The organism is Haloferax sp. ATCC BAA-644, from assembly GCF_000336975.1.
GTDB lineage: Archaea > Halobacteriota > Halobacteria > Halobacteriales > Haloferacaceae > Haloferax > Haloferax volcanii.
In genome coordinates this window covers 85,549-108,141 of sequence record NZ_AOLF01000013.1, presented here as the reverse complement: position 1 = coordinate 108,141, position 22,593 = coordinate 85,549, and the positions used below count along the sequence as shown (strand labels likewise).

24 protein-coding genes are annotated in these 22,593 nt (G+C 66.4%); 7 read left to right on the top strand and 17 right to left on the bottom strand.

The features are described from left to right. Positions 1 to 9: 9 nt before the first annotated feature. Positions 10 to 1,113, bottom strand: coding sequence for a CNNM domain-containing protein (locus C458_RS04255; RefSeq protein ID WP_008573508.1), 1,104 nt, complete (start codon positions 1,111 to 1,113; stop codon positions 10 to 12). 174 nt (positions 1,114 to 1,287) lie between these two features. Here C458_RS04255 and C458_RS04250 point away from each other — a divergent pair, with 174 nt between their 5' ends. The 3 genes from C458_RS04250 to C458_RS04245 all read left to right on the top strand — a co-directional run bounded on the left by C458_RS04250 (position 1,288) and on the right by C458_RS04245 (position 2,919). Continuing rightward, on the top strand, positions 1,288 to 2,325 hold the full coding sequence (locus C458_RS04250; RefSeq protein WP_008573507.1) for a hypothetical protein: 1,038 nt from the start codon (positions 1,288 to 1,290) through the stop codon (positions 2,323 to 2,325). A 165-nt stretch (positions 2,326 to 2,490) separates the two neighbouring features. Continuing rightward, positions 2,491 to 2,661 (top strand): hypothetical protein, encoded by a 171-nt coding sequence (locus C458_RS18360; protein WP_004043950.1) that lies wholly within the window; start codon positions 2,491 to 2,493, stop codon positions 2,659 to 2,661. A gap of 30 nt (positions 2,662 to 2,691) precedes the next feature. Further along, positions 2,692 to 2,919: a hypothetical protein gene (locus tag C458_RS04245; protein WP_008573506.1), complete on the top strand. Its 228-nt coding sequence runs from the start codon at positions 2,692 to 2,694 to the stop codon at positions 2,917 to 2,919. Positions 2,920 to 2,926: 7 nt separating this feature from the next. Here C458_RS04245 and C458_RS04240 read toward each other — a convergent pair whose 3' ends face one another. Together C458_RS04240 and C458_RS04235 are read right to left on the bottom strand one after the other, a co-directional pair. Continuing rightward, positions 2,927 to 3,709, bottom strand: coding sequence for a CBS domain-containing protein (locus C458_RS04240; RefSeq protein WP_004064102.1), 783 nt, complete (start codon positions 3,707 to 3,709; stop codon positions 2,927 to 2,929). A 43-nt stretch (positions 3,710 to 3,752) separates the two neighbouring features. After that, positions 3,753 to 5,210, bottom strand: a complete 1,458-nt coding sequence (locus tag C458_RS04235) for a DHH family phosphoesterase (RefSeq protein ID WP_008573505.1) — start codon at positions 5,208 to 5,210, stop codon at positions 3,753 to 3,755. Positions 5,211 to 5,299: 89 nt separating this feature from the next. Between C458_RS04235 and C458_RS04230 the strand changes: the two genes are divergently transcribed. Beyond that, positions 5,300 to 5,680 carry a hypothetical protein gene (locus tag C458_RS04230; RefSeq protein WP_008573504.1) on the top strand — a complete coding sequence of 127 codons (381 nt, stop codon included), beginning with the start codon at positions 5,300 to 5,302 and terminating at the stop codon, positions 5,678 to 5,680. A gap of 38 nt (positions 5,681 to 5,718) precedes the next feature. On the opposite strand, the gene C458_RS04225 is transcribed toward C458_RS04230, so the two are convergent. From C458_RS04225 to C458_RS04160, 14 genes are all read right to left on the bottom strand, one after another. Continuing rightward, positions 5,719 to 7,239, bottom strand: coding sequence for an NADH-quinone oxidoreductase subunit N (locus tag C458_RS04225; RefSeq protein ID WP_008573502.1), 1,521 nt, complete (start codon positions 7,237 to 7,239; stop codon positions 5,719 to 5,721). Beyond that, the gene (locus C458_RS04220) at positions 7,240 to 8,769 is read right to left on the bottom strand and encodes a NuoM family protein (RefSeq protein WP_008573500.1); all 1,530 of its coding nucleotides are present in this window, start codon (positions 8,767 to 8,769) and stop codon (positions 7,240 to 7,242) included. It abuts the gene before it with no gap. Beyond that, a complete protein-coding gene (gene nuoL / locus C458_RS04215) occupies positions 8,766 to 10,802 on the bottom strand; it encodes an NADH-quinone oxidoreductase subunit L (protein WP_008573498.1) in 2,037 nt (678 codons plus the stop codon). The genes C458_RS04220 and nuoL overlap by 4 nt, the downstream gene beginning before the upstream one ends. A gap of 3 nt (positions 10,803 to 10,805) precedes the next feature. Beyond that, positions 10,806 to 11,108: an NADH-quinone oxidoreductase subunit NuoK gene (gene nuoK, locus C458_RS04210; RefSeq protein ID WP_004043958.1), complete on the bottom strand. Its 303-nt coding sequence runs from the start codon at positions 11,106 to 11,108 to the stop codon at positions 10,806 to 10,808. Further along, a complete protein-coding gene (locus C458_RS04205; protein WP_004043959.1) occupies positions 11,108 to 11,476 on the bottom strand; it encodes a hypothetical protein in 369 nt (122 codons plus the stop codon). The genes nuoK and C458_RS04205 overlap by 1 nt, the downstream gene beginning before the upstream one ends. Beyond that, positions 11,473 to 11,733, bottom strand: a complete 261-nt coding sequence (locus tag C458_RS04200) for an NADH-quinone oxidoreductase subunit J (RefSeq protein WP_004043960.1) — start codon at positions 11,731 to 11,733, stop codon at positions 11,473 to 11,475. Before C458_RS04200 ends, C458_RS04205 begins: the two co-directional genes overlap by 4 nt. 105 nt (positions 11,734 to 11,838) lie before the next feature. Next, complete coding sequence (locus C458_RS04195; protein WP_004043961.1) at positions 11,839 to 12,300, bottom strand: NADH-quinone oxidoreductase subunit I; 462 nt, start codon at positions 12,298 to 12,300, stop codon at positions 11,839 to 11,841. Further along, a complete protein-coding gene (locus C458_RS04190; RefSeq protein WP_004043962.1) occupies positions 12,297 to 13,346 on the bottom strand; it encodes a complex I subunit 1 family protein in 1,050 nt (349 codons plus the stop codon). The genes C458_RS04195 and C458_RS04190 overlap by 4 nt, the downstream gene beginning before the upstream one ends. Continuing rightward, positions 13,346 to 15,019 carry an NADH-quinone oxidoreductase subunit D gene (locus tag C458_RS04185; protein ID WP_008573494.1) on the bottom strand — a complete coding sequence of 558 codons (1,674 nt, stop codon included), beginning with the start codon at positions 15,017 to 15,019 and terminating at the stop codon, positions 13,346 to 13,348. The genes C458_RS04190 and C458_RS04185 overlap by 1 nt, the downstream gene beginning before the upstream one ends. After that, a complete protein-coding gene (locus tag C458_RS04180) occupies positions 15,016 to 15,717 on the bottom strand; it encodes an NADH-quinone oxidoreductase subunit B (RefSeq protein WP_008573492.1) in 702 nt (233 codons plus the stop codon). Before C458_RS04180 ends, C458_RS04185 begins: the two co-directional genes overlap by 4 nt. After that, positions 15,714 to 16,130 carry an NADH-quinone oxidoreductase subunit A gene (locus C458_RS04175; RefSeq protein ID WP_004043965.1) on the bottom strand — a complete coding sequence of 139 codons (417 nt, stop codon included), beginning with the start codon at positions 16,128 to 16,130 and terminating at the stop codon, positions 15,714 to 15,716. The genes C458_RS04180 and C458_RS04175 overlap by 4 nt, the downstream gene beginning before the upstream one ends. A 199-nt stretch (positions 16,131 to 16,329) precedes the next feature. Beyond that, positions 16,330 to 16,941 (bottom strand): 5-(carboxyamino)imidazole ribonucleotide mutase, encoded by a 612-nt coding sequence (gene purE / locus C458_RS04170; RefSeq protein ID WP_008573489.1) that lies wholly within the window; start codon positions 16,939 to 16,941, stop codon positions 16,330 to 16,332. Positions 16,942 to 16,947: 6 nt separating this feature from the next. Continuing rightward, complete coding sequence (locus C458_RS04165) at positions 16,948 to 18,096, bottom strand: 5-(carboxyamino)imidazole ribonucleotide synthase (protein ID WP_049897038.1); 1,149 nt, start codon at positions 18,094 to 18,096, stop codon at positions 16,948 to 16,950. Between the two features lie 173 nt (positions 18,097 to 18,269). After that, positions 18,270 to 20,018, bottom strand: a complete 1,749-nt coding sequence (locus C458_RS04160) for a flippase activity-associated protein Agl23 (RefSeq protein ID WP_008573485.1) — start codon at positions 20,016 to 20,018, stop codon at positions 18,270 to 18,272. Between the two features lie 107 nt (positions 20,019 to 20,125). Between C458_RS04160 and ribH the strand changes: the two genes are divergently transcribed. The 3 genes from ribH (at position 20,126) to C458_RS04145 (ending at position 22,373) form a co-directional block, all read left to right on the top strand. Beyond that, positions 20,126 to 20,530 carry a 6,7-dimethyl-8-ribityllumazine synthase gene (gene ribH / locus C458_RS04155; RefSeq protein ID WP_008573484.1) on the top strand — a complete coding sequence of 135 codons (405 nt, stop codon included), beginning with the start codon at positions 20,126 to 20,128 and terminating at the stop codon, positions 20,528 to 20,530. Continuing rightward, complete coding sequence (locus tag C458_RS04150; RefSeq protein ID WP_008573483.1) at positions 20,527 to 21,681, top strand: pyridoxal phosphate-dependent aminotransferase; 1,155 nt, start codon at positions 20,527 to 20,529, stop codon at positions 21,679 to 21,681. The genes ribH and C458_RS04150 overlap by 4 nt, the downstream gene beginning before the upstream one ends. Positions 21,682 to 21,896: 215 nt before the next feature. After that, a complete protein-coding gene (locus C458_RS04145; RefSeq protein WP_008573482.1) occupies positions 21,897 to 22,373 on the top strand; it encodes a type IV pilin in 477 nt (158 codons plus the stop codon). Positions 22,374 to 22,593: the final 220 nt, after the last annotated feature.

Sequence of the window (22,593 nt, the reverse complement as noted above, 5' to 3'; positions counted from 1 at the left end):
GCGGGCGTCCTACGCCCCGAGGTCGAGCGGGTCGTAGAGCTGGCCGGTGATGGATTCGAAGGCGTCGGAGGCGGTCACGAGGCCGACCACGGAGTCGCTTTCGGGGTCGCGGACCATGGCGAGCTCCTGATTTTCCTCCTGAAAGCGGTCGATGAGGTCGCTGACCGAGAGGTCCGAGGGGACCGAAAGCGGGGGCGCGGCGATGTCGTCGAGGCGGCGGTCGCCCGACTGGAGGCGGTCGATGTTCGAGAGCACCGTCGGCGCGTAGACGACGCCCCGTACGTCGTCCAGCGAGTCCCCGACGAGCGGGAACCGCGAGTGCTGGGGGTTCGACCGGACGCGTTCGAGGCTCTCGTCGGTGGTCGCGTCGGCCGAGAGCGCGACGACGTGGTCGGCGGGGACCATCACGTCGCGGACGGGCAACTCACCGATTCGGAGCGCGTTGAGCACTTCCTCGCGGCGGTCTTCGGGGAGCGAACCCTGTGAGAGCACGTCCCCCATCTGGCTGCGGACCTCGCCGCGCGTGAGCCGGGTGCCCTCACCCGCGGAGCCGTCGCCGTCCTCGTCGTCGATTTCGGCTTCCTGCCACGAGCGGGTTATCTCGACGCCGACGAGCGACAGCAGGCGTTTCGCCAGCCAGTCGGCGACGACGATGACCGGGTACATCAGCTTCGTCCAGCCGTACAGGACGGGCGCGGTGTACTTCGCCACCGTGCGGGAGCGCTCGACGCCGAGGTACGTCGGCACCTGCTCGCCGAGGACGACGTGCGAGAGGTTGATGACGACGAGCGACAGCCCGACCGAAAGCGACGTGTGGGAGCCCGCCGCCCCGCCGCCGCCGAGGACCGCGTCGAACGTGGCCGCGACCGCGGGTTCAGCGACGACACCGAGGCCGACGCTGGCGATGGTGATCCCGACCTGACAGCCCGAGAGATACACTTCGAGTCGCTCCGTCATCTCCCACGCGAGTTCGAGCCCGCGGGAGCCCTCGAAAGCGGACTCGTCGAACTGCGGGACGCGCGTCATCGCGAACTCGGAGACGACGAAGAAGGCGTTCGCGAGCAACAACACCAGACCGCCGCCGAGGCGAAGCGCGGTTTCGACACCTACCATGTGACGCGAGCGTTCGAACCGGACTCCCCTGAGGGTGTCGGCTCGGCCCCGCGGTGTGAACGCCTCGCGGACGACGCCGATGGGTGGCACTTCCGGGCGGGAGACGCGACCGGCGTGCGAGAGACACCTTAGCGCTCGAACAGCTTTATCTCGCGGGGCGTCGCATTGTCGGCCATGAGTTGGAAAGCAATCGACGCCCTCGACGACGCTCGTGACGCCACGACGTCGCTCCTCCTCCCGTTCGACGCGGGTCGATGGGCGCGCCTCGCATTCATCGCCCTCTTCATCGGTGGTCTCGGCGGGAGCGGCGGTGCCGGAAGCAACACCGGCACGACCGCCCCCACCGGAGGCGGCTCGACCGACATCCCGACCGATTCGCTGCCCGGGTTCGTGACGCCCGAAAACGTCTTCGCCGCGGTCATCGCGCTCGTGGCGGTCGGTATCGTCCTCTGGCTCGTGTGGATGTTCGTCGGCTCCGTGATGCAGTTCGTCCTCGTGGACGCCGTCGTCACGAAAGACGTGCACATCCGCAAGCCGTTCCGCGAGCGCTTCTGGCTCGGCGTCAGGCTGTTCGGCTTCCAGGCCGGGCTGTTCGTCGCCGTCCTCGCGGTCATCCTGCTCCCGGTCGCGGCGGTGCTTCTCGGTTCCGTCGCGGTCACGCCCGCAGTGGGCCTCCTCGCCATTCCGCTCGTCTTCCTCGCCATCGCGCTACTGTTCGTCGTCGCCATCGTCATGCAGTTGACGACCGACTTCGTCGTCCCGACGATGATAGCCGAAGACCGCGCGCTCCTGTCGTCGTGGGGACGGGTCGTGCCGGTGTTCCGCGCCGAACTCTCCGAGTTCGGCCTGTACGTCATCGTCCGGTTCATCCTCGGCATCCTCGCGAGCATCGCTGTCGGCATCGCGGCCCTCCTCGCCCTGCTCGTCGTCGCCATCCCGTTCGCCATCGTCGGCGGCGGGGCGTTCCTCGCGCTCGACGCCGCGAACGTCGCGCTGTTCTCGACGGCCGGGCTGGTCGTCTTCGGCGCGCTCGGGGTTCTGTTCGTCCTCGCGGCCATCGCGGTCGGCGCGGTCGTCCAGATGCCCGTCGTGACGTACTTCCGGTACTACTCGCTGTTCTTGCTCGGCAGCGCCGACGACTCGCTCGACCTCGTCTCGCAGTTCCGGTCCGACGACGACTCGTCGGCCCCGGAAGGCCCGACGCCCGCCTGAACACCGGCGACTCGCTCGCCACGACTCGCGCTCCAATCTCGGGGGGCGCGCCGCCGTCACACCCCGAAACCCCCGTCGCACTTCGTTTTTCGCGCCGTCGCCGACGCGACCGTCTCGGGTGGTAAGCGGTGATTAATTAATACGTTGACAATCCTACGCTCCGGTATGTCCTTCGAATGGGTCTCGTACTTCACGTGCGAGGAGTGCGGGCTGGAGCGCCCGTCGCCGGAGGTTCCCTACGACCGACTCGGGTACGCGGTCTGTCCGGGGTGCGGTGCGGAGACGCGCCCGGCGGCCGCGGCGATGGCCGACGCCTCGACGCCGGTGGATGGGTAGACACTTCGGGCTTCGCCGCCACTCAACGGTGTGAGCTGGACGGAAGTCCGTCGGGACGACCGCATCGTGGAGTGGGAGCGGAGCGACGGTCACGCGACCATTCGGCTCCGACGCGGGCCGAATACGTGGCACGTCAGAGTCGACCGGCTCTACCAGTCCGCCGAGGGCCGCGGCTACGAGGGCAAGCGGTTCGAGTCGGAAGCCGAGGCGCGCGAGACCGTCGACGCGTGGAAAACCGAGTACGACGTGGACGACTGACGCCGGACTACTGGAGTCGGCGGGTCGTCTCGACAAGCGGGTGTCGGGCGTAGTCGACGATGTCGATGTCCGAGATGGAACTGAGGCCCTCCTTTTCCGCGGTCCGCTGCATCCCGAGTTCGACGGGGTCGTCGACGACGATGACGTAGGCGTCCATCTCCTCGATGCCGATGCGGTCGGCCGCGAGGACGCGGTGGTGGCCGTCCGCGAGGAGCAGCGTTCCGTTGTTGTCGATGACGACGAGCGGTTCGGCGAGACCGCGTTCGAGTTCGTACCGGCGACCGTCGAGTTCGTCGGCGTAGACGCGGGCCTGCGTGGGGATGAGGGCCGAAAGCGAGACCGTGCGGCGCTCTTGGTGGACCGTGATGCCGTGAATCTGTTCGAGCGTTCGCATGAGTTTGCCCACCTTCTCGGGCGTCGCGCGCTCGATTTGGCTCCGGATGACATCGGTGTTCGAGATGATGCCGACGAGGTTACCCGCGTCGTCGACGACCGGGAGTTTCTGGATGCCCGACCGGAGGATGACGCGGGCGGCGTCGTTCACGTCCATCTCGGGATGAGCGACAACGAGGTCCGTCGCCATCACCGTCTCGATGGGCGCGTCGTCCGCAGACAGGAGGATATCGCGGGCCGTGACGAAGCCCTCGGCCTTGCGTCCGTCGCAGACGGGGAACCCGTTGTGCCCGTCGCTCTCCGCGATGCGCTGGGCGACGTCCGCGACCGTGTCGGTCGGAGAGACGGTCTGGACCTCGCGCGTCATGTACTCCTTGACGGTCGCTTTAGTAGTCATCTCCCACCTGATAGGGCCACCGTCGGCAAAAACGTGTGGGCGCTCACTCATCTAACGGGTACTCGAAGGCCACGTCGGTGTCCAGACTCGGCGTCGGCGTCGCGTGTTCGAGCGTCTCGAACACCCGTCCGGCGACGATGTCGGTGACGATCGTCGCGAGCGACTCCCGAGAGTCGTCGCCCACGTCGTCGAGGATGCCGAGCGGAATCTGTGCGCCCGCCATGTCGGCGTGGCCGCCGGCGCTTCCGATGGAGCCGAGCGCCTCTCGGAACGCCTCACCGAGGTCGACCCGCGCTCCGCGGGCGCGACCGGAGACGTAGACCGTCCCGTCCATCAGGCCGTAGACGACCGTCACCTCGACGCCCTCCATCCCGAGGAGGTGGTCGGCGGCCTGCGCGAGCGCGTCCCGCTCGCGGATGTCGCCGACGTTCGTCGTGAGGACGTTCCCCCGAACGTCGCGGTTCGAGACGGCGCGCGCGAGCGTCTCCATCGTCTCGGAGGTCAGACTCGGCGTCTCGACCCGTTCGAGCAGGTCCACGTCGACGTGCGGGATGAGGAAGGCGGCGGCCTCGAAGTCGGCGGTCGACACCTCCCGCGTGAAGTCGTTGGTGTCGACCTGAATCCCGAACAACAGCGCGGTCGCCACCGTCGTATCGGGGACGATACCGAGCCGTTCGAGATACTCCGCCAGCAGCGTGCTCGTCGCGCCGACGCCGCGTCTGAGGTCGACGTACGCCGCCTCGACCGGCGCGCGCGGCGGGTGGTGGTCGATGACGACATCGATGGTCGTCTCCGGCGGCAGGCGGTCGTTGACGCCCGGCCGGGAGTGGTCGACGAGCGCGAAGCCGGCGTACTCGTCGTCCGCGGGCACCTCGTCGAGGACGCGGAGGTCCAGTTCGAGGAGGTTCACGAGCGCGCGGTTCTCCTGGTGAGAAATATCGCCGAAGTAACACACGTCGGCGTCGACGCCCGCCCGCTCGGCGATGGCTTGGAGCGCCAGCGCCGCGGCGATGGCGTCGGGGTCGGGGTTGTCGTGCATCACAACCGCGAGCCTGCCGTCGACGTTCCGGAGGACCCGCATCAGCCGGTTCAGCCGCTCCGTGTGCGACGTGCCGACGGCGTCGAGGATGCGCTCTGTGACCACTCGGCGCGGGTCGATGACCTCGTCGGCGAGGTCGTAGATGTCGGCGCGGACCGACGGGGCGGCGTCGTCGCCGAGGTAGACGACGAGCGGCGCGTCCGGATAGTGGTCGCGGGCCGCGCGCGCCGCGTCGAGATTTCCCTGCGGCGACTGTCCGCCGACGACGACGAGGTCCACCTCCTCGGGGTAGGTCGACGGGTCCGCGGGGTCGCCCTCTCGCGCGGCGATGCCGTCCGAGCGGAGGTCCTCGGCGCGGCCCTGTCGGTCGGTGACGACCGTCACCGTCCCGCCGCGGCCGGCGAGTTGCCCGACGAGGCCCCCACCGAGCGACCCGCAGCCGAGAATCAGGCGACGTACCATACACGGACGGTCGAACTCCGGCCGCAAAACCCTACCGTCCTCCCATCCGGCGATGATATTATGTCATGGCATACCATGACACATACACGATGGAACTCGAGACGCAACTGCTCCCCGAATCGCGAGCCGAGTCGTTCGTCCGAACCTGTCGAACCGTCGTCGGCGACGACCTCAGGAGCGTGACGTACTTTACGCACGACCGCTGCGAACAGATATACCTCCGGAACGACCTCGAAGCCGACGCCGACCTCACCGGGTTCGTCGAACACGAGACCGACGGGTTTCAGGCCCGAACCGCCTATCGCGGCTCCGAACTCGGTAACTACCGCTACACCGTTCGCGCGTTCGACCACGGCTACCTGACGCGGGTGACCGCAGACGACAAGGGTGTGTTCGTCACGACCGACGGCCTGACGCTCAGGCGCTCCGAGGAGTTGGCGTCGGCGCTCGGCGAGTTACTGCGGGAATAAAAGAGACCGAACGGAGTTGATCCGAATCGCCGAAACGCTCAGAAGAGCGCGGCGGCGACGGTCTGAGCCGTCTCGATGACGGGCTGGAAGCCGGGCAGGAGCAGGACCGTCCCCACCGCGGCGAAGACGATCGCCACGTAGAGACCGACCGGCTGACTGCCGATTTCGAGGGGCTTCGACGGCTCCTCGATCCACATCGCCTTCACGACGCGGCTGTAGTAGAACAACGACAGTGCGCTGTTGACCGCGCCGACCGCGGCGAGCCACCAAAAGCCGGAGCCGATGGCCGACTCGAACAGGGCGTACTTCGAGAAGAAGCCGCCGAACGGCGGAAGCCCCGCGAGCGAGAACATGAAGACGGTCATCGCCGAGGCGGCGATGGGTGCCTTCGACGCGATGCCGTTGTAGTCCTCGAACGTGCGGCCGAGGCCCCACTTTTCGACCATGGCGATGAACAGGAACGCGCCCGTGTTCATGAAGCCGTAGACGAACAGGTGAGCCATGCTCGCGCCGAGGACATCACCGTTTGCGGCACCGCCGTCGGCGGTGATGGCCGCGAGACCGATGAGCGCGTACCCCGCGTGACCGATAGAGGAGTACGCGAGCATCCGCTTGACGTTGTTCTGCGTCGCCGCCGCGAAGTTACCGAGCGTCATGGTGACGACGGCGAGCACCGCGAAGAGCAGCGACCAGTCGACGCTCCCGCCGCCGATTGCGGTGACGGTCTCAAGGGGGAACGCGACGGTGAACACGCGGAAGGCGACGGCGAAGCCGGCCGCCTTCGACGCCGACGAGAGGAACGCGCTCACGGGCGCTGGCGCGCCCTCGTAGGCCTCCGGCGCCCAGAAGTGGAACGGGACGGAGGCGGTCTTGAACGCGAAGCCGCCGGCGAGCATCAGCACGCCGAGGCCGAGGACGCCGACCAGTTCGGTGCCCTCAGCGAGCGTCGCGGCGATCTCCGGGAGCACCAGCGAGCCGGTGACGGCGAACACGAGGCTGATACCGAACGCGAACACCGCCGACGACAGCGCGCCGATGAGGAAGTACTTCAGCCCGGCCTCGATGCTGCCGCGGTCCTTCTTGAGGAACGCGACGAGCGCGTACGAGGGCAGGGACGCCAGTTCGAGGCTGACGAAGACGGTCGCCAGCGAGTTCGACATCCCCATGAGGGTCATGCCGGTCGCGGCGAACAGCACGAGGGCGTAGAACTCGCCTTGGTACTGCTGGTCCGCGAGGTAGTCGTACGAGGCGACCGAGACCATCGCGGCGACGCTGGTGAAGATGAGCGTGAAGAACAGGCTCATCCCGTCGACGACGAGCGCGTCGCCGTACAGCGAAATCGCGCCGCCGGTTGACTCCATGCCGGTTCCGCCGATGAGGAACCAGCCGGCGATGCCGCCGGCGGCGAGCGCGCCGAGCGTCGCCGTGCCGGCCAGGAGGCCGTTGTTCGTGGAGTCGGGGTCGATGGTGTCGATGAGCAGCAGCGCGAGCCCCGTCAACGCGAGCACGATGGCGGGAGCCGTTGCGAACCACTGGGGAGCGGACTGGAGGGGCGTCATCTAGAACGCACCTCCCAGTTCGAGAATCGGAGTAACTGCGTCCTGAATCATCGTGAAGAAGATATCCGGCGAGACGCCGAGCACGATGGTGAGAAGCAGCAGCACCGCGAGCGGTGCGACGTCGTGGAACGGTGCCTCCGTGACGTCGTAGTCGCCGTCGAACCGGAAGGGTCCGAACAGCGTCCGCTGCATCGCGAACAGCAGGTAGCCGGCGACGATGACGATGCCGAACATCGCAGCGCCGGTGAACAGCGGCATCGCCTCCATCACCGTGGACTCGAACGCGCCCTTGAAGATGAAGAACTCGGCCGCGAAGCCGGCCATGAGCGGCAGGCCCATGTACCCGAACGCGCCGGCGACGAAGATACCCGCCGTGACCGGCATCCGGTCCGCGATGCCGGACATGTCCGACACCATGCGCGTGTGGGTCGTGTTGTAGATGACACCGACGGCCATGAACATCAGTCCGGAGATGAGGCCGTGGGCGACCATCTGGAAGGTCGCACCGCCGACGCCGTAGGTGGTGTAGGCGATGAGACCGAGGATGACGTACCCCATCGACGAGACGGAGGAGTACGCGACGATGCGCTTGAGGTCCTGCTGGGCCAGCGCGAGCAGTGCGCCGTAGATGACGCTCGCGACGGCGAGCAGGGCGATGGGCAGCGCGAAGGCGCGCGCCGTCTCCGGCAGCATCGTGAAGTTGAACCGGAGCAGGGCGTACGTACCCATCTTCAGGAGGACCCCCGCCAGCATGACCGACACCGGCGTGGGGGCCTCGACGTGTGCGTCCGGCAGCCACGTGTGAAGCGGGGCGACCGGGACCTTCACCGCGAATCCGAAGAACATCGCGACGAACGCGACAGACGCGAGTGCGCCGGCCGACAGTCCCGCGAAGCTCCCGAGTTGTCCGGCCTGCAACGCCTGCGCGATTTCTGGCAGGCGGAACGACGATATCGAGTCGCCGAGACCGAACACCAGCGAGATGAAGCCGATGAACATCACGAGCGACGCGATGTTCGTGTAGACGAAGAACTTGATCGCCGCGTACTTCCGGCGTGGGCCGCCCCAGACGCCGATGAGGAAGTACATCGGCAGGAGCACGGCCTCCCAGAAGATGAACCAGACGAAGAAGTCGAGCGCCGTGAAGACGCCGAGCAGGTTTGCCTCCATCAGGAGCATCAGGCCGAAGAACTGGGATTGACGCTCCGAGATGGGCGTCCACGCGCTGACGATAGCGAGCGTGGTGAGGATGGTTGTGAGGACGACAAGCGGCATGCTGATGCCGTCGACGCCGACCATCCAGTGAATGTCGTACTGGCCGAGTTGCAGCCAGGCGATGTCTGTCTCGAACGCGATGTTCCCGCCCAGGAGGGCGTTCCCGCTCGCGTCGTACTGTTGCCACATGTAGAGGCTCCCGACGACGGGAGCCAGACTCAGCGCGAAGGCCGCCTTGCCGGCGTACCGGTCCGGCAGGACGAAGGTGACCAGCGCGGCGAGGAACGTGACTGCGATGAGCGCTTCGATTATCATGCGAACCAACCTCCGAGCAGACCGAGACCGAGAAGCAGCGCGGTCAGACCGAGCGTGAGGAGCGCCGCGTAGTTGCTCACCACACCGGTCTGGACGCGCTTGACGCGACCGCCAGCGAACAGGCTCACGCTGGAGATACCGTTGACGACGCCGTCGACGATGCCCTGGTCGAACTTATCGAGGGCGCGCGAGATGGGCTGGACGACGCCGGTCGCAATCCAGACCTGGTACTCGTCCTGGTAGTAGTTGTTGTACAGTACGGTCTTGATGCTCCCGAGCTTGTCCGTGTGTTCGACGGGCTCGGGGACGTTGTACAGGCGGTAGGCGAGTCCGGCACCCGCGAGGGCGAGGGCCAGCGAGACCAGCCCCGGCGCGATAGAGCCGATGCCGGCCGGGTGGAGCCCCGCACCGACGCCGCTTTCGAGCACTTCGAGGTAGTGGTGCGAGGTCAGCGAGGTGATGCCGCCGTCGAGCCAGTCGTGGAGGAACGTGAGGTGAATCCCCGTGAGGTCCTCCACCGGAGCCATGTTGACGAGGCCGGTGACGGCCGCGAGCACGCCGAGGACGGCGAGCGGGAACTTGACGTTCCAGCCGAAGCCGTGCGGGTCGCGCGCGGTGTCGCTACGCGGTTCGCCGTGGAAGGTGAGGAACACCATCCGGAAGGTGTAGAACCCGGTGAAGAACACGGCGATGAGCCCCATCGCGTACGCGATGAGGAAGACGGTTCCGAGACCGCCGTCGGTCCCGAGACCGTGGTTGAGCGCCTCGTACAGAATCTCGTCTTTCGACCAGAAGCCGGCGAACGGAACGATGCCGGCGAGCGCGAGCGAGCCCGAGAGGAACGCGTAGTACGTCACGGGCATCTTGTCTTTGAGACCGCCCATCTCCCACATGTTCTCGTTGTGGTGCATCGCGATGATGACCGCACCGGCACCGAGGAACAGAAGCGCCTTGAAGAAGGCGTGGGTGAGCAGGTGGAACGTCGAGGCGACGTAGCCGCCGACGCCGAGCCCGAGCATCATGTAGCCGTACTGGCTGATGGTCGAGTACGCGAGCACCTGCTTGATCTCTTTCTTGACGACGCCCATCGTCGCGGCGAAGAGGGCCGTGAAGCCGCCCACGAGCGCGATGATACCGAGCGTCGTCGGGGTCAGCGCGTAGAAGCCGTACATCCGGGCGACGAGGTAGACACCCGCGGCGACCATCGTCGCCGCGTGAATGAGCGCGGAGACGGGAGTCGGGCCTTCCATCGCGTCCGGAAGCCACGTGTGCAGGGGGAACTGCGCGGACTTGCCGACGACGCCCCCGAGAACGAGGAGGCCGACGACGGTGAACCACGCCTGTTCACCCATGCCGAGGAACGTGTTGACCGCGTGCTCGCCGTGGAGCGCCTCCTCGGCGAGGACGGGGAACGCCTCGGGACCGGCGAACGCCGCCGAGCCGAACGTCGCGAACACCGCGACGACGCCGATGAGGAAGAAGTAGTCACCGAAGCGGGTGACGAGGAACGCCTTCTTCGCGGCGCTCGGCGGGCCCTCCTGGCGGAACCAGAAGCCGATGAGCAGGTAGGAACACAGCCCCACCAGCTCGAAGAACATGAACGCCATGAGGAGGTTGCTGGACACGACGAACGCCAGCATCGACGCGGTGAACAGGCCGAGCCCGGCGTAGTAGCGCGGGAGGCCCGTCTCGCCCTCGTCGTTCATGTAGCCGAGGCTGAAGATGTGGACGAGGACGGCGACGAGCGTCACGATGACGAGCATCATCGACGAAAGCGGGTCGATGAGTAGGCCGAAGTCGAGCGTCACCGCGTCGCCGGCGCCGGTCGCCCACGTGTAGATGTGTTGGTTGTAGGTCTGTCCGCCGCTGACGGCGAAGAACGTCGCGATGGACAGGACGAACGAGCCCGCCGTCGCGCCGATACCCGCCAGCGCGCCTCCCTTCGGCATGTACCGTCCCGCCCCGAGCGCGATCAGGAACGAGAGGAACGGGAGGAGGACGATGGCCGGAGCGAAGTCTAAGATACCTGCCATAGATTACCACCTCATCGTGGTCGCGTTGGTCACGTCCACGCCGTCGAAGTTGCGGTACAGTACGAGGATGATGCCGATACCGACCGCCACCTCGGCGGCGGCGAGCGCCATCGTGAACAGCCCGAACGTCTGGCCCGTCACGTTACCCCAGTAGTAGGAGAACGCGACGAGGTTGATGTTCGCGGCGTTCAGCATCAGTTCGACCGACATCAGGAACAACAGCGCGTTCCGACGGGTCAAGAGGCCGAAGATACCGATGCAGAACACGGCGGCCGACAGAACGAGGTAGTACTGCGCGGGCACCATCAGTTGTCACCCTCCTCGTCGTCGAACAGCGTCTGCTTGAGCTCCCGACCGCCGTCGGTCAGGATGGTCCGCATCTGCCCCGTGGTGTCCTCGCGGCGAGCGAGGAGCACCGCGCCGGCGAGCGCGGCGACGAGCACGAGGTCGATGATTTCGAACGCGACCAGCATGCTCTCGCCGTCGACGCTTCCGAACCCGAGGTTGAACATCGAATAGCCGATGCTCGCGGTGATGTTTGCTCCCTCCGGGAACCCCTGTGGGTTCGGGAACGACGCGCCGAGGAACACGACCGCCATCACGACGAACAGCGCGACGGCAGCGAGTCCGGGCACGAGGTGCGAACCGAGTTTCAGCTGCGGTTTGGTTGTCATGTACTACTCACCTCCGGATTGATACGCGTCAGCATCACGGCGAACGTGATGAGAATCAGGACCCCGCCGACGTAGACGAGGACCTGCATGGCGGCGAGGAACTCCGCCTGCAACATCACGTAATGCACCGCGACGCTCAAGAGCGCGCCCCCGAGCAGGAGTGCGGAATGCCAGATGTCCCGCACGAGGACGACGCCCAGGCTGCAACCCACGGTGACGAGGGCGAACAGCGCGAACGCGATGGTTTCATAAACCATTGTGTGTGTCTCCTTGAGATATCCCTTTGAACATTTCGAGAACGTCCTCAGCGTCCGGTAGCGGACGCGGGCTGACGGGACTCGAACGATTCACTCGCGGTCATGTTACTGGTAGTCGACCTCTCCTTCGCCCTCGCCGACCCACGCGTTGCGGTCGGGGTTGCGGGAGTTGAGCGGGTCGATATCCTTGTACCACGGGACGTTCTTGAGCTGTTCTTTGTTGTAGACGAAGTCGTTTTTCGTGTCCGCCGTGAACTCGAAGTTCTGCGTGAGCAGGATGGCGTCGACGGGACAGACCTCCTCGCACAGCCGGCAGTAGATACACTGGCCGATGTGGAGGTTGTACTGCTCGCCGTTGCGCTGGTCGTCCTGAACGATCTGAATCGTGTCGTTCGGACAGACGTTCTCACACTGGCGACACCAGATACACCGCTCTTGGCTGAACTTGTGGACGCCGCGGAAACGCGGGCTCACTTCGGGCGCGGTCTCGGGGTACTCGACCGTGAACGTCTGCCCGTCGAGCGCGTGCTTCAGCGTCACTGCCATGCCTTTCAGGATTCCGATCATGCAATCACCCCCACGATGATGGCCGTGAGAACCAGGTTGGCGAAGGAGAGCACGAGCATCCCCTTCCAACCGATTTCGAGGAACTGATCGACGCGAAGGCGCGGCACTGCGGAGCGCGCCCACTGGGTGAACAGGAAGAACGCCCAGATTTTGATTGTGAACCAGACGAACCCGGGGAGCACCGGGCCCGCCGGACCGCCGAGGAACAGGGTCGCCGCGATAGCGCCACCGAGGAAGATGTGGATGAACTCACCGAGGTAGATGAGCACGAAGTAGACCGAGGAGTACTCGGTCTGGTACCCGGCGACGATTTCGGTCGGCGCTTCGGGGATGTCGAACGGGTTGCGGCCGACCTCCGCGAGGTTCGCGATGACGAACAGCGCGAACGCGAAGGGGTTCACGAACGCGAACCAGGTCGGAATCGTCACGCCGGCGACCGAAAGCAGCGGTTCGGCCTGCACGGCGACGATTTCGCTCATGCGGAGCGACCCGGCGAAGATAACGACCGAGGCCGCCGTGACGACCAGCGGAATCTCGTAGGCGATGTTCGCCGCCACGGCGCGGAGCGCGCCGATGAGCGAGAACTTGTTGTTCGATGCGTAGCCGGTCATGACGATGCCGAGCGAGGCGATAGACGCCGCGGCGAAGGCAAAGGCGAGACCGGTTTCGGGGTCCGCGAGCTGGATGCCGTTGCCCATCGGGATGACGGCGAATCCGAGCAGCGCGGAGAAGGGAATGACCATCGGCGCGAGGTCCCAGGCGGGACGGTCGACGCCCTCGGGGACGACGAGTTCCTTCGACAGCAGACGGACCGCGTCCGTGACGATGGTCAGGAGACCGAACGGACCGATTCGGTTGACCGCGATGCGGTCGGCGAAGGCGGCCGTGATTTTCCGCTTCGCCCACGGCCCGGCGAACGCCGTCATGATGAGCATGATGTTGGCTACGAGGAACGCGCCGACGAGGCCGCCGACGACATCCCCGAGGATGCCTTCGAGACCGAGGAGGCCGCTGACCGTGTCCGGAAGGACCGCTTGCAGATGCATCACCTGTCCACCTCTCCGAGCACGATGTCGAGGCTGCCGAGCGAGGCAATCATGTCCGGAATGTACTCACCCTCGGACATCTCGGGGAGCGTCTGGAGGTTCGAGAAACACGGGCTCCGAATCTTGAAGCGAGCCGGCTTGTCCGTGCCGTCCGCGCGGATGTAGATGCCGAGTTCGCCCTTCGCGCCCTCGACGGCGCGGTAGATTTCCGTGTCCTCGTCGGGCTTGAGGGTGCGCGGAACGTTCGCCTGGATGTTCCGCTCGTCTTCGGGCCAGTCTTCGAGCAGGTCGACACACTGCTGGATGATCTTGGCCGACTCCTCGACTTCGCGCATGCGCACGAGAAGGCGCGAGAAGTTGTCGCAGCCGTCCTCGACGACGACGTCCCAGTCGAGTTCGTCGTAGTAGCCGTAGGAGTCGTCGCGGCGGAGGTCGTAGTCGATACCGGAGCCGCGGGCGACCGGCCCGGTCGCGCCGTAGCTCTTTGCGACTTCCGGCGGCAGGACCCCCGTCCCGACCGTCCGGGCCTGCAGAATCTCGTTCGAGGTGATCATGTCGTGGTACTCCTCGAGCGCCTGCGGGAGCCCGTCCATGAAGTCGCGAATCTTCTCGAAGAACTCCTCGCGGGGTTCGGGGAGGTCCCAGACGACCCCGCCGAGCCGGAAGTAGTTGAACATCATGCGCTGGCCCGTGAGGTCCTCCAGAATGTTCTGGACGATCTCGCGGTCCCGCATGGCGTACATGAAGATGGCCGTGAAGTCGCCGTAGACGTCCAGCGCGAACGTGCCGAGCGCGATCATGTGCGACGCGATGCGGCACAGTTCCGCACCCATCGTGCGGATAATCTGGGCGTACTCGGGCACCTCGATGTCCGCGAGGTCCTCGGCGGCGCGGGCGTAGGCCCACTCGTTCAGGAGACCCGACGAGATGTAGTCCCAGCGGTCGGGGTACGGCATAATCTGGTGCCGGTAGGTCCCCTGTTGACACATCTGCTCCTCGCAGCGGTGGAGGTAGCCGATGTCGGATTCGAGGTCGACGACCTGTTCGCCGTCGACGACCGTCTCGACGTGCAGCACGCCGTGGGTCGCCGGGTGGTGGGGACCGATGTTGATGTACATCGTGTTGCTGTCCCCGGCGCGGTGGTCCTCTTCGAGCGGGTTGGCGTGCTCGCGGAGCGTCGCAATCTGCGGGCGGTCCTGGTCGTAGTCAAGCCCGAGCGGGTGACCCTGCCACGTCTCCGGCAGGAGGATGCGACGCAGGTCCGGATGGTCCTCGTACTGGATGCCGACGAGGTCGTACGCCTCCCGTTCGTGCCAGTCGGCCGTCCGGAACACCGGTTCGGCGGACTGACTGACCGGGTTGTCCTTCGACGTGGGCACGACGACCGAGACCTCGTCGGTCCGGTCGTCGAACTTCGTCAGGTGGTAGATGGACTCGTAGCGGTCCTCGTACTCCTGTGCGGTCACACACGAGAGGTGGTCGAAGCCCGCCTCGTCGCGGAGCTTGAACAGCGCGTCTTGGACCTCGTCGGGACGGATGACGAGGCCGGGCGCGTTCATGTGCTCTTCGCGGCCGACGACGAGGTCGCCGAGCAGCTCTGCGAGTTCGTCGCCGCGGCTGACGCCCGATTCGAGTTCCGCGGGGTCGTCGGACTGCTGTTCTTCGAGGCTCATGGCGAATCAGCCCAGTTGTACCGCATAACGAGGTCCTCTTCGTCGATTTCCGCGGCGAGCTTGTCGACGATTTCGTCGCGTTCGAGGTCGCCGAACTGCTCCAGCTCGTACGGCTTGACCGTCACCGGGCTGGACTCGCCGTTGGCGATGCGCTCTTGGAGCTTCGCGATACCGTAGATGAGCGCCTCCGGGCGCGGCGGGCAGCCGGGGATGTGGATGTCCACCGGGATGACCTCTTCTGCGCCCTTGATGACGTTGTAGCCCTCCTGGAACGGGCCGCCGGAAATCGTACACGACCCCATGCCGACGACGAACTTCGGTTCGGGCATCTGGTCGTAGACGCGCTTCATGCGCGGGGCGAACTTCGAGACGATGGTCCCCGGCACGATAATCACGTCGGCCTGCCGGGGCGACGCGCGCGGGACCCCGGCCGCGAAGCGGTCGAGGTCGTGTTTCACCGAGTAGGTGTGCATCATCTCGATGCTGCAGCACGCGATACCGAACTGCAGCATGAACATCGAGGACCCGCGGACCCAGTTCATGAACTTGTCGAACTTCGTGAGGATGAACGGTGACGAGCCGAACGCCTCCCGAAGCTTCGAGTTGAACCGGTCGTCCGCCCCCGCCATCCGGGCGTCGCGAGTCTCGGTCTGTACCTGTGTGTCGTCCGTGACGAATGGCTTCTGTTCGCTACTCATGCATCTTGCCTCTCTGTCTTACGACGGTTTGCCTGCGGGCTTTTGACCCACTTGACAGCGCCGTTGCGCCACGCCCAAACGAGGCCGACGACGAGGACACCGATGAAAACGAGCATCGGCGTCAGAATCGTCGCCAGCGACGCGCCCTGTTCGAGGGCCGAGCGGTAGATGACCGTCCAAGGGAAAATGAGGACGGTCTCGATGTCGAATACGAGGAACAGCAGCGCGACCATGTAGTACTGAATGTTAAACTGGACGCGCGCCGTGCCTGTCGGCACCTCACCACTCTCGTACGTGGCACTCTTTCCTTGTTCCGGTACGCTTGGGCGAAGCAGCGCCGACACCGCCATCATCGCGAGCGGTATGCCGACACCAACCAGCCCCATCGCACCGATTGCAATCCAATCACTCATGCCGTGTCTCCCTGACGTGCGGCGGTTAGAAGCGCTCCCCTATAAACATTGATTTGTGTGTTTCGGGCGCGAGAGAGCTTCTATTTGGAAAATACGCGAGAGACGCCCGGAACCCCGCACGGGCGGGGTTTCGCCGCCGGAATCGACCCCCACAGACGCGGAAACGACCGGGCGGCGACCGACCGCGAAACGCGCCCCGCTACCGCGACTCGCGGAAGCCGGCGACCCCGAGGTCGTGGAGCGCGGCCGAGGTCTCGGCCACGTCGGACACGAGGTCCTCGTGGTAGTCGACGAGTCTGTCTTCGAGTTCGGGGTAGCCGCGTGAGAGCGCCTGTACGGCCGACAGAGCCGCGTTGAACGACTTGCCGGCGTCGACCGCGACGATGGGCGCGCCCGTCGGCATCCCGATGACCGAGTCGACCGACTTCTCCTGGACGGGGACGCCGACGACCGGAATCGGGTACGCGATGGAGGCGGTCATGTTCGGGAGGTCCGCGGACTTGCCGCCCGCACCGGCGATGATGACCTCGACGCCGCGGTCGCGCGCGGTGTCGCCGTAGGCGTACATCAGGTCCGGCGTCCGGTGCGCGGAGACGACGTACGTCTCGTAGGTGAATCGCGCTGCGGGCGGCGCGTCGAAGTCCGTCTGTTCACCGAACCCGAGCGTGTCCAACGCCTCGTGCGCGCCGGACATCACGTCGAGGTCGGAGTCCGACCCCATGATGATGCCCACGTCGGGCGTCGTCTCGGGGTCGCGGTCGGCGTCGGCCTGTGCGTGTAGGTCGTCGATGAGGTCCCGTTCTGTCGTCATGGTGAATCAGTCGAAGTGCAGTCCGTCGCGGAGCTCGCGTGCGCGTGCGAGAAGCGTTCCGAGGTCGGCGTCGTCGTCGCCGGCGGCGGTGAGGTGGCCCATCTTGCGGAGGGGCCGAACCTCGTCTTTGCCGTACCAGTGCAGCGAGACGCCCGATTCAGCGAGGGCGTCGTCGAGGCCGCCGAGTCGCGCCGGCTGGCTCACGTCGACCGTGCCGAGGACGTTCGCCATCACGGTGGGCGACCGGCGGGTCGTCGCGCCGAGGGGCCACCCGAGGACCGCGCGGACGTGCTGTTCGAACTGCGAGGTGAGCGCGCCCTCGATGGTCCAGTGGCCGGAGTTGTGCGGGCGCGGCGCGACCTCGTTGACGAGCACGTCGCCCGCGGCGGTCTCGAACAGTTCGATGCCGAAGACGCCGCGGCCGGGCAGGTGCGACAGCACCTCGCGGGCGACGCGGTCGGCCTCCTCGCGCACCGCGTCTGTCGTCCGCGCCGGGACGACGGTCTCGCGGAGAATCTCCTCCTCGTGGACGTTCTCGCCCACGGGGAACGTTCGAATCTCGTCTTCGCCGCGGACGCCGATGACCGACAGTTCGCGCTCGAAGTCGACGAACGCCTCGGCCATCGCCGGGCCGCCGACCTCCTCGATTGCGGCCTCGGCCTCGTCGGGGTCTGACACGGGGACGTTCCCGCGGCCGTCGTAGCCGCCGGTCCGGGCTTTCAGCATGACCGAGCCGAACTCGTCGAGCGCGTCGCGGAGGTCGGCCGCGTCGTCGACGCGGTGGAACGGCGGAATCGGGATGCCCGCCTCACCGAAGGTGTCCTTCTGGACCAGTTTGTCCTCGATGGTCCGAAGCGCGTCGGGCGACGGGTGGACCGCGATTCCCTCCTCGGCGGCCAGTTCGTCGAGCAGGTCGGGGTCAGCGAGTTCGATTTCGAACGTCAGCGCGTCGGCCCGCGCGGCGAGTTCCGCCATCGCCTCGGGGTCGTCGAAGCCGCCGACGATTTGGTCGGCGACGGCCGACGCCGGGCAGTCGGGTGTCGGGTCGAGCACGACGATGTCGACGCCGAGCGGTGCGGCGGCCTCCCCGAGCATACGCCCGAGCTGGCCCCCACCGACGACGCCGAGCGTGGGTCCGGGTACGGTGACGGTCACAGTCGCGGATTCAGTACGTCGGTGCATAAACGTTGCCACATTCTGCGTCTAGATGTTCACATACGTGGATAGAATAGGGCAAAAGCCGACGCCGAACGCGCCGGGCGCTCGCGGCGCTCACCCTGTCGAACGCGAGGAAAAAAATCGAGGTGGTCGAACGTCCCGACCGAGCGTCAGCCCCGCGTCTCGTTCGCGGCGTCGAGGGCGTCCTCGTCGATGAACACGACCACGTCCTCGCTCCAGAGCTTGAAGGCGTGTTGGCGCGCGACGTAGCCGTCGAGTTCGGATTCGAGTTCGGCGCGGTCCCACTCGTAGGCGATGACGACCGGCGGCGCGTCGGCGGTCACCTCGGAGACGTTCGCGTCGGGCGCGCTACTGGTGCGCTCGACGCCCGCGCTCTCGAAGTACCACGGGAGCGGGAGGCGACTGTGCCACGACGGCCCGTCGAGGGGGGCAGACTCGTTTTCGACGTAGAAGTGCGTCTCGTCGCTGTCCGGCGGCTGCGTGCCGTACAGGAGCACGTCCGTCCCGGAGTTGGCGGCCGACACGCGCTCCACGTCGTCGAGGGTGGCCCGTAAGTCGTTCGCGGGTTGCGCCCACTGGAGCACCTCGCTGTCCTCGTCGGTCGAGGCGTTCCAGTAGTCGACGTTCGCGGCCGCGACGCCGCCGACGGAGGCGACCAGCACGAGCGCCGCGAGGCCGACGCCGACCGTGTCTTTGGCGTCGAGCGCCTGCACGCCGGAGCGGAAGACGAACGCCGCGCCGACCGCCGCCGGGACCGCGAGCGGGACGACCGCGTGGACGACGACCCAGGGCGCTTGGATGTCGGTCGCCAGCGGGTAGCCGAAGATACACACGACGCCCCAGTAGGTAGCGAAGGCGACGAGCCACCGGATTCGACCCGCGACGACGCCGTAGCGGTCGACGACGATGCCGACGAGCGCGAAGACGATGAGCACCGGCGCGCCGTAGACGAACGTTTCGAGGAAGTCCTTCAGATACGGGAGGTACTCGTGGGACTGGTGGCCACCGCCGAGCCAACTGCCGACCATCTCGGAGACCGCGCCGACGCTTCCGGCTTCGAGAACCGGGAGCATCGAGGCGGAGCCGCCGAGCGCGTTCCAGAGGTCGGGCCGCGGCGCGTAGAAGAAGACGAAGACGGCGAGGAACGCGAGCAGGCCGCCGAGGACGCCCGCGACGTAGCGAACCGCGCCGTAACCGAGACTTCCCGCCCCGCGTGCGCGAAGTCGCTCGCGGATATTCGCGGGCAGTTCGGAAAAGAGGATGTCGCGGGCGGACTCGCCGGTCGACGTGCGGGCGAGCAGCCGGTGGTCGAAGACGAGGAACGCCGCCCCGAGGAAACAAGCGAGGTAGACGACGTAGTTCTCTTTCGTCGCCGCCCCCGTTGCGAAGGAGGCCCCGGCGGGGATGAGGTAGGCGAGGCGGCCGGTGTCGTACGCGCGGACGACGAAGCCGAGCGCGGCGAGCGAGAAGGCGGCCACGAGCACGTCGTTGCGCATGAACCGCGAGTAGTAGACCAAAAGCGGGTTCGCCGCGAGGAAGAACGCGAGCGCGACCATCTCGTCGCGGCGGAGGTGCTCGCGGAACAGCCAGACCGAAAGCGGGAGCAGGCCGCCGACGAGCGCCACGGGGAGCCGCGCCGTGAAGTCGGTCGCCGGAAGGACGGCGAAGAGATAGTCGTTGACCACGGGGAGGAACGGACCGTGGATGATGGGCCGGTAGGAGAACTCGCCGGTCTCGTGATACCGCAGAATCCAGTAGCCGACGCGGCCTTCGTCCCAGTGGAAGATGCGGCCGCCGAGGTCGGCGAGGCGGGCGAGGAGGGCGAGGGCCGTCACGCCGAGAATCGCCAGGAGGGCACGGGACCGAGCGACCGCCTCGGTCCCACTGTCAGTACTCATGCCCACCCATCGCGACGCCGACAATACAACTTTTGTGCTTGCCCGTCGACGGGGCCAAATCCGGTCGGTGTCGGTAGTTCTTTTATCCGAGACGGGAAGGGTCGGCCATGGTCTCTCTCGGACTCGTCGTGGCCCGATTCAACTCGTCGGTCACGGAGCAGATGGAGGAGGCGGCCCGCGACGCGGCCGCCGAGCGCGACGCGGAGGTCGTCGAAACGATTCAGGTCCCCGGCGCGTACGACTCGCCGCTCGCGGCCGACCGACTCGCCCGCCGCGACGACATCGACGCCGTCGTCGTCATCGGCGCAATCGTCACCGGCGACACCGACCACGACCGCGTCATCGCCGACGCGACCGCGAAGTCGCTGACGGAGGTCTCGCTGGACCGCGACAAACCCGTCGCGTTCGGCGTCTCCGGCCCCGGAATGAGCGGGGCTGAGGCCCGCGAGCGCGTCAGCAAAGGTGCGGAAGCGGTTTACGCCGCGACCGATATGGTGGAGGCGTTGGCATGAACTTCGATTTCAGCGACCGAGTCGGCCGCGTCGAACCGAGCGCGACGCTCGCCATCTCGAACCTCGCGAGCGAACTGGAAGCGCAGGGCGAAGACGTCGTCGACCTCTCGGTCGGCGCGCCGGACTTCCCGACCCCGGACAACATCACGCAGGCGGCGAAGGACGCCCTCGACGCGGGACACACGAGCTACACCTCGTCGAACGGGATTCCGGAACTCAAGGACGCGATCGCGGCGAAGCTCCGCGGGAACGGGGTCGACGCAGAGGCCGACGAGGTCATCGTCACGCCCGGCGGTAAGCAGGCGCTGTTCGAGACGTTCCAGACGCTCGTCGACGACGGCGACGAGGTCGTGCTCCTCGACCCCGCGTGGGTCTCCTACGAGGCGATGGTCAAACTCGCCGGCGGCACGCTCAGCCGCGTCGACCTCGCACAGCACGACTTCAGGCTCGAACCCGCGCTCGACGAACTCGCCGAGACGGTCTCCGACGAGACGAAGCTCCTCGTCGTCAACTCGCCGTCGAACCCGACGGGCGGCGTCTTCTCCGACGCGGCGCTCGAAGGCGTCCGCGACCTCGCGGTCGAACACGACTTCGCCGTCATCTCCGACGAGATTTACGAGCGCATCGTCTACGACGGCTTCGAGCACACCTCGCTGGGCTCCCTCGACGGGATGGAAGACCGCACCATCACCATCAACGGCTTCTCGAAGGCGTTCTCGATGACCGGCTGGCGGCTCGGCTACCTCCACGCCCCGTCCGACCTCATCGCGCAGGCCGGCAAGCTCCACTCGCATTCGGTCTCCTGCGCCGTGAACTTCGTCCAGCACGCCGGCGTCGAGGCGCTCTCGGAGCGCACCGACGACGACGTCGAGGAGATGCGCCAGGCGTTCGAGGCCCGCCGCGACATGCTCGTGGACCTCCTCGCCGAACACGACGTCGACGTGGCCGTCCCGAAGGGCGCGTTCTACATGATGCTCCCCGTCGACGACGACGACCAGGCGTGGTGCGAGGGCGCGATTCAGGACGCGAAGGTCGCGACCGTCCCCGGAAGCGCCTTCAACGCCCCGGGCTACGCCCGTATCTCCTACGCCGCGAGCGAAGAGCGACTCCGCGAGGCCGTCGAGCGCCTCGCCGACCACGACTACATCTGAGCCGCCCGCGGCGACCCGATTTTTCCGGGCGACGCACCGAGGTCGCTCCCCGAGTCGTGATTTTTGACTGAACAGTATGCTAGCGGCGAACGTGATTTTTGTTGTCGTACGCTTGATTAGATTTATGTTCGAGAGCGCCCATGTAGCAACCATACATACCGCATTCCGGGTGGGATTTCCGCGGATAAACCGCGTATGTATATGAGAGACAACACATGAAACTCAAACAACTATTCGCAGACGACGACGCGGTGTCGCCGGTCATCGGTGTGATTCTGATGGTCGCGATTACCGTCATCCTCGCGGCCGTCATCGGGACGTTCGTGTTGGGACTCGGTGAACAGACCGCAACCGCTCCGCAAGCGAGCTTCAGCTTCGACTACAACCAGAGTAGCGCAGATTACCTCAACATCACCCACGAGAGCGGTGGCGCAATCGACTCTGACCAGTTGAACATTTCGACGGGTGTCGGCATCTACGCACCTGATGAAGCAACCGGGGATGCAGCGGAGAGTCGAACCTGGACCGCACTAAACGGTGATACGCAGACCGACGTGACGGCGGGGACCTCGGTCACCATCATACCCGAGGACGGCGAATCGCTCTCCGACCAGACCGTCCGCATCGTCTGGACCGACGAAGCGGGGTCGAGTTCCGCGACCCTCCAGCGGTGGTCCGGCCCTAACGCGTAACTGACCACGAAACGCCTCCGCGATAATCGGCCACCACGCGGCCGACGTTCTCGATTTTTTATCGGCGGGCTCACCTGAGAGCCCCGACTGTCGCACCGCCGCCACCGGCAGCACTAGCCACCTGCCACATCGGTTTCTCGTCGCCCGACCGCCCGCCGGGCCGACCGCTGGTCGAAGGCGTCCCGCCGGCGAAGATACTTATGTGAGTCCGCCGCCACCT